The organism is Actinoplanes solisilvae, from assembly GCF_003999975.1.
Classification (GTDB): domain Bacteria; phylum Actinomycetota; class Actinomycetes; order Mycobacteriales; family Micromonosporaceae; genus Actinoplanes; species Actinoplanes solisilvae.
The window spans coordinates 81824-88079 of the sequence record NZ_RJAC01000030.1 but is presented as its reverse complement, the minus strand read 5'-3'; the positions used below and the strand labels follow the sequence as shown (position 1 = coordinate 88079).

Below are 6256 nucleotides of genomic sequence, written 5' to 3'. Positions count from 1 at the left end.
AACGCCGACGTGCCGTCGCGTACGAGACTCCCGTGGCCGCCGCCCATTCCCTCAAGTTCACCAAGTCCATCAAAACCAACTAGTGAGCACTCATGACCACCAACACGCCAACAGTCGTCTTCCCTTCATGAAGTGCTGATCGGGTTATCCACAGGCTGCCGGCGTCCCGCTTGCACAGGCGGGGCGCCGGCCGCACCCTGGCCACTATGGACGAGATGCCGCGGTACGCGATCCGGCGCGGAGCGGTGCGGCTCACGCGAGGCCAGTGGGTCGTGCTGGGCGGCCTGCTGGCCGTCGGGGCCGTCGCCGGCATCGTTCTCGTGGTGGCTGTCTCCGTGGCGGCAGCCGGGATCGCGTGGGGGCTCACCGCAGTTGTCGTCGCGCTCGTGGCGGCCGTGAACGGGCGGTGGCCGTCCTCCTCCGGCTGACCCACCGCGCTCCTGTGCCGACCTCTCTCCGGGGTTGCGCGGCCGGGGTTGCGCGGCCGGGGTTGCGGGGTTGGGGTTGCGCGGCCGGGGTCGCGCGGCTGGGGTTGCGCGGCCGGGGATTCGCTGGCGTGGTCGAGCCCGGTGGTCAAGACTCGGAGGGTGACTTTCCATGGCTGGCCCAGCGAGGCGCTCGAGTTCTACGACGGGCTGACCGCCGACAACTCCAAAACCTATTGGACCGCGCACCAGCAGTTCTACGAAGAGCGGGTGCGCCGCCCGATGGAGGAGTTGCTGGCCGCGCTCGAGCCCGAGTTCGGCGCCGGCAAGATCTTCCGGCCCTATCGGGATGTGCGGTTCAGCAAGGACAAGTCGCCTTACAAGACGCATCTCGGGGCGCGGCTGGAGGCCGGCGGTTATCTGCAGCTCTCCGGCGCCGGTCTGGCCGCCGGGTCCGGGTTGTGGCGGATGGAGTCCGACCAGATCGAGCGCTACCGCCGGGCGGTGGCCGACGACCGCACGGGGACGGAGCTGGTCGGGATCATCGACGGGATCGAGGGCGAGCGGATCGGCGTACACGGGCATGGGTCTTTGAAGACTGTGCCGCGGGGCTACGCCAAGGATCATCCGCGGCTGGACCTGCTGCGGCACAAGGGGCTGACCGCGTGGCAGGAGTGGGAGCCCGCGCCCTGGCTCGGCACGGCGGCCGCCCAGAAGCGGGTCGTGGAGTTCCTGCGCAAGAGCCGGCCGCTGCGGGAGTGGTTCGACCAGCACGTCAGGTCGAGCGAAGCTGGCGCCGCGACGTGATGCCGAGCTTGGAGAAGACCTTGCGTAGGTGCCATTCGACGGTGTGCGGGCTGAGGAAGAGCTGCGCGCCGATCTCCGCGTTGGTCAGCCCGCCGCCGGCCAGCCGGGCGATATGCGCCTCCCGCACGGTCAGGCTGTCACTCGCGCGGGTGACACGGTCGGCGACCGTCGCGCCGGTGGCCGTGAGCGCGTGGCGGGCCCGTTCGGCGAAGGCGTCGGCGCCGGCCGCGGTGAACATGTCGTACGCCGTACGAAGGTGGCGGCGTGCCTCGCCCGGCACAGAGCCGAGCAGCCATTCGCCGTAGAGCAGGTGTGCGCGGGCCAGTTCCATCCGCAGCCGGGTCCGGCCGAGGTGCTCGATCGCCCGGCGGTAAGGTTCGTCGCCGCCCGCCAGCAGGGCGCCGCAGCGGTTGAGCAGGCCGAGCGCCCAATCCGTCCCGCTCGCCCGGGCCATCACGGCGAGACGGTCGTACGCGTCGGTTGTGAGCTCGGGCCGGCCGCTGCGGACGGCCGCCTCGATGAGCTCCGACAACGCCCAGTAGATGACGCTCGACTCGATCGGATGCGACGCGGCCGCCCGGGCCGGCGCGATGGCCTCCTCGTGCCGGCCCAGCCCGTTCAGCAACAGGGCCTGCGACCAGTGGGTGATCATGACGCCGGCGTCCTCGCCGCGAGCGACCACGTCGGCCAGGCTCGATTCGATCAGCGGCCCGGCGATGCTCTCGTCACCGCCCCAAACCGCCAGACCGAGCATTCCGTACGGGGCCAGCGCGACCCCGGTCGCCTCCTCGATCGCCTGGATCTCGGCGACGACCGAGGCGGCCGCGTCACGTTCCCCGGCGAACAGGTGCACGTACACCAGCGAATTCAGGCTGAGCGGCAGCACGCTGAGGTCGCCGATCTCGCGGGCCACCCGCACCTGCCGCTCGGTCAGGACCGTCCAGTTCTCGTCGTCGAGCCGGTCGGAGGCGCTGACCGCCGCCAGCCAGAGCCACGCGTGGTCGTCCGACGTGTCCTCCTCGCGGAAGGCCCGGACGGCGTCGAGCACCGACGGCACGGCGGCCAGGTAGCCGTCGGTCTGCGACACCGCCAGACTTTCCAGCAGCCGATCACCGGGCCGGGATTGCCGTGGCCGGGGCGCCGTACGGATCGCCCGGGCCACGTCGGCCACCCCGGCGCCCTCGGCGAACCCGCCGGCCAGCACGGCCGCGCCCATCGCGTCGCGGTAGGTGTCCCAGGCGAGGGCGGTGTCCAGCGGTTCGAGGCGCCGGGCGGCGTCGAGCAGCAGGCGCGGCGCGGTCATGTCGTGGCCGGAGGCGAAGGCGATCTGGGCCCGCAGCAGGTTCGTCCGCGCCCGGTGCAGGTCGCCGGCCGGGCCGTCGTCCGCGATCAGCAGCAGCTTCAACGCGACCTCGAACGCGCCGCAGCGCAGCTCGGCCCCGGCGGCGGCCAGCGCCCGGACCGCCCGGGTGGCCGGGTCGGGGGTGAGCTCGGTGGCGCGCCGCAGGAATTCGGCCGCGGCGGCCAGCCCACCCCGGCGCTGGGCCCGCTCGGCCGAGGCGACCAGTTCGGCGGCGACCGACTCGTCGACGTCGTCGGCGGCGTTGGCCCGGTGCCACACCCGCCGGTCGGGGTCGACGGCCTGGTCGGTCGCCTCGGCCAGCGCCCGGTGGACGTCGTGCAGGTCCGCGGTTCCCGCCGTCCGATAGATCGCCGTGCGCACCAGCGGGTGCCGGAACCGCACCCGGGAGCCGATCTCGATCAGTCCGGCCGCCTCGGCCGGCGCCGTCGCGTTGACCGGGAGGTTCAGCAGGTTCGTCGCGCGCCGCAGCAGGGTCGCGTCGCCGAGAGGTTCGGCCGCCGCCGTCAGCAGCGCCTTCTGCGTCGGCGGCGGGAGCGACCGCATCCGCTGGGCGAAACTCCGTTCGATCTTGCCGGCCAGCGGCTGGGCGTCCGGCCGTCCGAACCCGCCGGCCAGCTCGGCCGGGGTCAGCCCGCGGGGCAGTTCGAGCAGGGCCAGGGGGTTGCCGCGCGTCTCGGCGACGATCCGGTCCCGCACCTGCACGTCGAGCCGTCCCGGCACGGCCAGCGCGAGCAGGGCGCGGGCGTCCTCGTCGGGCAGGCCGGTGACCCGCAGGTCGGGCAGGCCCCGCCAGGCCGGTTCGTCGGCCGGGTCGCGGGCGGCGAACACCACCCCGATCCGCTCGGCCAGCAGGCGCCGGGCGACGAAGGTCAGCGTCTGGATGGACGTCAGGTCCAGCCACTGGGCGTCGTCGATCACGCACAGAAGCGGCTTATCCTCGGACACCGCGGCCAGCAGGCTCAGCACGGCCACGCCGACCAGGAACCGGTCCGGCGGCGTTCCGGCGCGCTCACCGAAAGCGACGGCGAGCGCCTGCTCCTGAGGGCCGGGCAGGCTGATGCGGGAGTCGAGCATCGGCGCGCACAACTGGTGCAGCCCAGCGAAGGGCAACTCCATCTCGGACTCGACGCCGGCGATCCGCGCCACCCGGAAATCGCCGGCCCGACCCACGAGGTACCGCAGCAAAGCCGACTTTCCGACCCCGGCCTCGCCGCGGATCAGCAGGGCCCGGCCCCGGCCGGCGCCCACGTCGGTGATCAGCCGGTCGAGGACGGCGCTCTCCGCCCGCCGGTCACGGAAATCGCTCGCCGCAGCACCCCGAGTCATGGTCCCCCCAAGGTCAGAGGCTAGATCCCATAGTCGCGCCGGGGAAGGCCCCTGATGTTCACGCGGCCGCCTCTTCAAGATCACTCGGTACGACCTCGGCGTGCACCCGGACCGGGCCAGACTGGGCACCGTTTGGCGTCACCAGCACCGTCCGCTCGACCAGCACAGCATCACAGGAGCAAAGTTCCGTGCCCTCTCACACCAGCCGCGCGCTGGCGACCCTCGCGGTCGTCGGGATCGCCACCGGCTCGGCCGCCCTCGCGCCGAGCCCGGCGGCGGCGCATCCCTTCGGCGACCCGCAGACGGTGGCCATCACCCCCGACGGGCAGCGGCCCGACCACGTGCAGGTCACCTGGCGGGTCGGTGGTCCGGACGACCTCACCCTGCTCGGCGTCTCCCTCGGGCTGCTGCCCGGCGAGCGGGCCAAGGCCGACGGTACGGTCGACTACCGCTACACCGACCCGGGCGTCGTGGGCTCGTCGGCGAAGTTCACCGGCTACCTGCTCGACCGCATCACCGTCACGGGCGCCGACGCGCGGCCCTGCACCGGCGACGTCGAGCCGATCCACGCGCTGGCCCTCAAGGGCGCGACGGTCGACTACGTCTGCCCCGGTCCGGTCGCAACGGCCACCATCGGCGTACGGATGCTGACCGACCTCAATCCCGCCTACCGCGCGCTCGCCACCGGCCCGTCCGGGCAGCGCGCCGTCTACGACAGCGCCACGGAATCGCACGCCTGGACACTGGTCGGCGCCCCGTCGACCACCGCCCCCGGGCGCAGCGCCCTCTGGCAGCTCGCCGCGGTCATCGGAGCCGTCCTCCTGGCCGTCGCCGCGTGCCTCGTCCTCCTGCGCCGCCGGCGGGTGACGGCATGAACTTCGCCGACCGCATGCAGGACATCATCAACCTGCCCGGCGTGCCGCCGCTGGCGTTCGTCTTCGCGTTCCTCGCCGGCGCCGGTCATGCCCTGGCCCCCGGGCACGGCAAGACGCTGGCCGCCGCCTACCTGGCCGGTTCACGCGGCCGTATCCGTGACGCCGCCTGGCTCGGAGGCTCGGTCGCCGCCATGCACACCATCTCGGTGCTGGTGATCGGCGTCGCGTGGACGTTCCTGTCCCTTTCCGATTTCGTACGCATGGAGCAGCTCACCACCTGGCTCCAGATCGCCGCCGGCGTGATCGTGGTCGCGACCGGGGCCTGGATGCTACGCCGCCACCTGACCGGCCATTCGCACTCCCATTCCCACGACCATTCTCATGGGCATTCGCACGACCACGGCCATTCGCACACGCATACCCATGACGACACCAAGCGGCCCGGTCTGCTGCTGCTCGGCATCTCGGGCGGTCTGACCCCGTCGCCCGCGGCGTTCCTGGTGCTGGCCACCGGCCTGTTCCTGGGCCGCGCCGGCTTCGCGCTGCTGCTCGTGCTGACCTTCGGCATCGGCATGGCCGTAGTCCTGTTCGGCGTGGGCACCCTGGCCGTGGCCGGCAGCTCCCTGGTCAGCCGCAGCGTCCGCTCCCGCGCGGTGCTCCAGATGGCCAGCCGCGTGACCCCGCTCCTGGCCGCCGGCGGCATCACCATCTTCGGGGCAGGCCTGGTCACCGTCGCCGCGGTCCATCTGGCCTCGGTGAGCTGACGCGCGGCCGTACCTCAGCCCGCTCGGCGGCGGTCGCTTCTGTCCCGCAGTGCAACGACCAGGTCTTCGCGGGCGCGGGCGACCCGCGACCGGATCGTGCCGACCGGGCAGCCGCAGATCTCGGCTGCCTCCGCGTAGGACAGACCCGCCACCTGGGTCAGCACGAAAGCCTCGCGCCGCTCCTCGGCCAGCCCGCGGACCAGCTCGATGAGGGCGTGCTGTTCCTCGAAACGCGGCCGGCCGTGCGGGTCGGCCCGCTCGGCACTCGACTCCCAGTCGGGCACGGTGGCCGATCGGGGCCGCCGAACCGCCCGGCGGACGTGGTCGGCCGCCGCTCGGCGCGCGATCGAGAACAGCCAGGTGCGCACCGTGGAGCGACCGGCGAACTCGGGCAGCGCGCGAACGGCCCGCAGGTAGGTCTCCTGAGCCAGATCCTCCACCTCGGTCGCCGGTGCCAACGTGCCGAGGAAGCGCACGACGTCGTGCTGGGTGGCCCGGATCAGCTCAGTCAGCGCGTCCCGATCACCCCGGCCGGCGGCCAGCGCGAGCGGCGCCAGCGCGTCGGGAACCGGTCGCCCGGGCGATGTTGCGGCAAGCCGGCCCGAATGGTTCATCGCAAGTCCGCCACATTCACGCGCCTGAATTTAGCGGCACCGCTTCAGCAAGGGAAGATGGGACGGTCCGTCCGCCCGGGTC

6 protein-coding genes are annotated in these 6256 nt (G+C 72.8%); 4 read left to right on the top strand and 2 right to left on the bottom strand.

Going from position 1 to position 6256, the window contains the following annotated elements; all coding sequences use genetic code 11:
• Positions 1-206: 206 nt before the first annotated feature.
• Positions 207-428, top strand: a complete 222-nt coding sequence (locus EER30_RS41080) for a hypothetical protein (protein WP_127507296.1) — start codon at positions 207-209, stop codon at positions 426-428.
• Positions 429-587: 159 nt separating this feature from the next.
• Entirely contained in the window at positions 588-1232 is a 645-nt protein-coding gene (locus EER30_RS41075; RefSeq protein WP_127507294.1) for a DUF2461 domain-containing protein, read from the top strand.
• Here the strand turns inward: EER30_RS41075 and EER30_RS41070 are convergent.
• Positions 1201-3921 (bottom strand): helix-turn-helix transcriptional regulator, encoded by a 2721-nt coding sequence (locus EER30_RS41070; protein ID WP_127507292.1) that lies wholly within the window; start codon positions 3919-3921, stop codon positions 1201-1203. The two genes, EER30_RS41075 and EER30_RS41070, sit on opposite strands and share 32 nt — an antisense overlap.
• A gap of 188 nt (positions 3922-4109) precedes the next feature.
• On the opposite strand from EER30_RS41070, the gene EER30_RS41065 reads away from it, so the two are divergent.
• Both EER30_RS41065 and EER30_RS41060 read left to right on the top strand, forming a co-directional pair.
• Entirely contained in the window at positions 4110-4796 is a 687-nt protein-coding gene (locus tag EER30_RS41065) for a hypothetical protein (protein ID WP_127507290.1), read from the top strand.
• Positions 4793-5560 carry a HoxN/HupN/NixA family nickel/cobalt transporter gene (locus EER30_RS41060; RefSeq protein WP_127507288.1) on the top strand — a complete coding sequence of 256 codons (768 nt, stop codon included), beginning with the start codon at positions 4793-4795 and terminating at the stop codon, positions 5558-5560. Before EER30_RS41065 ends, EER30_RS41060 begins: the two co-directional genes overlap by 4 nt.
• A 14-nt stretch (positions 5561-5574) precedes the next feature.
• On the opposite strand, the gene EER30_RS41055 is transcribed toward EER30_RS41060, so the two are convergent.
• Positions 5575-6174 carry a sigma-70 family RNA polymerase sigma factor gene (locus EER30_RS41055; RefSeq protein WP_127507286.1) on the bottom strand — a complete coding sequence of 200 codons (600 nt, stop codon included), beginning with the start codon at positions 6172-6174 and terminating at the stop codon, positions 5575-5577.
• Positions 6175-6256: the final 82 nt, after the last annotated feature.

Bases quoted from the DNA above. Each gene is read 5' to 3' on its own strand.
- EER30_RS41080 (WP_127507296.1), top strand. From the start codon at position 207: ATGGACGAGATGCCGCGGTACGCGATCCGGCGCGGAGCGGTGCGGCTC.
- EER30_RS41070 (WP_127507292.1), bottom strand. From the start codon at position 3,921: ATGACTCGGGGTGCTGCGGCGAGCGATTTCCGTGACCGGCGGGCGGAG.
- EER30_RS41060 (WP_127507288.1), top strand. From the start codon at position 4,793: ATGAACTTCGCCGACCGCATGCAGGACATCATCAACCTGCCCGGCGTG.
- EER30_RS41055 (WP_127507286.1), bottom strand. From the start codon at position 6,174: ATGAACCATTCGGGCCGGCTTGCCGCAACATCGCCCGGGCGACCGGTT.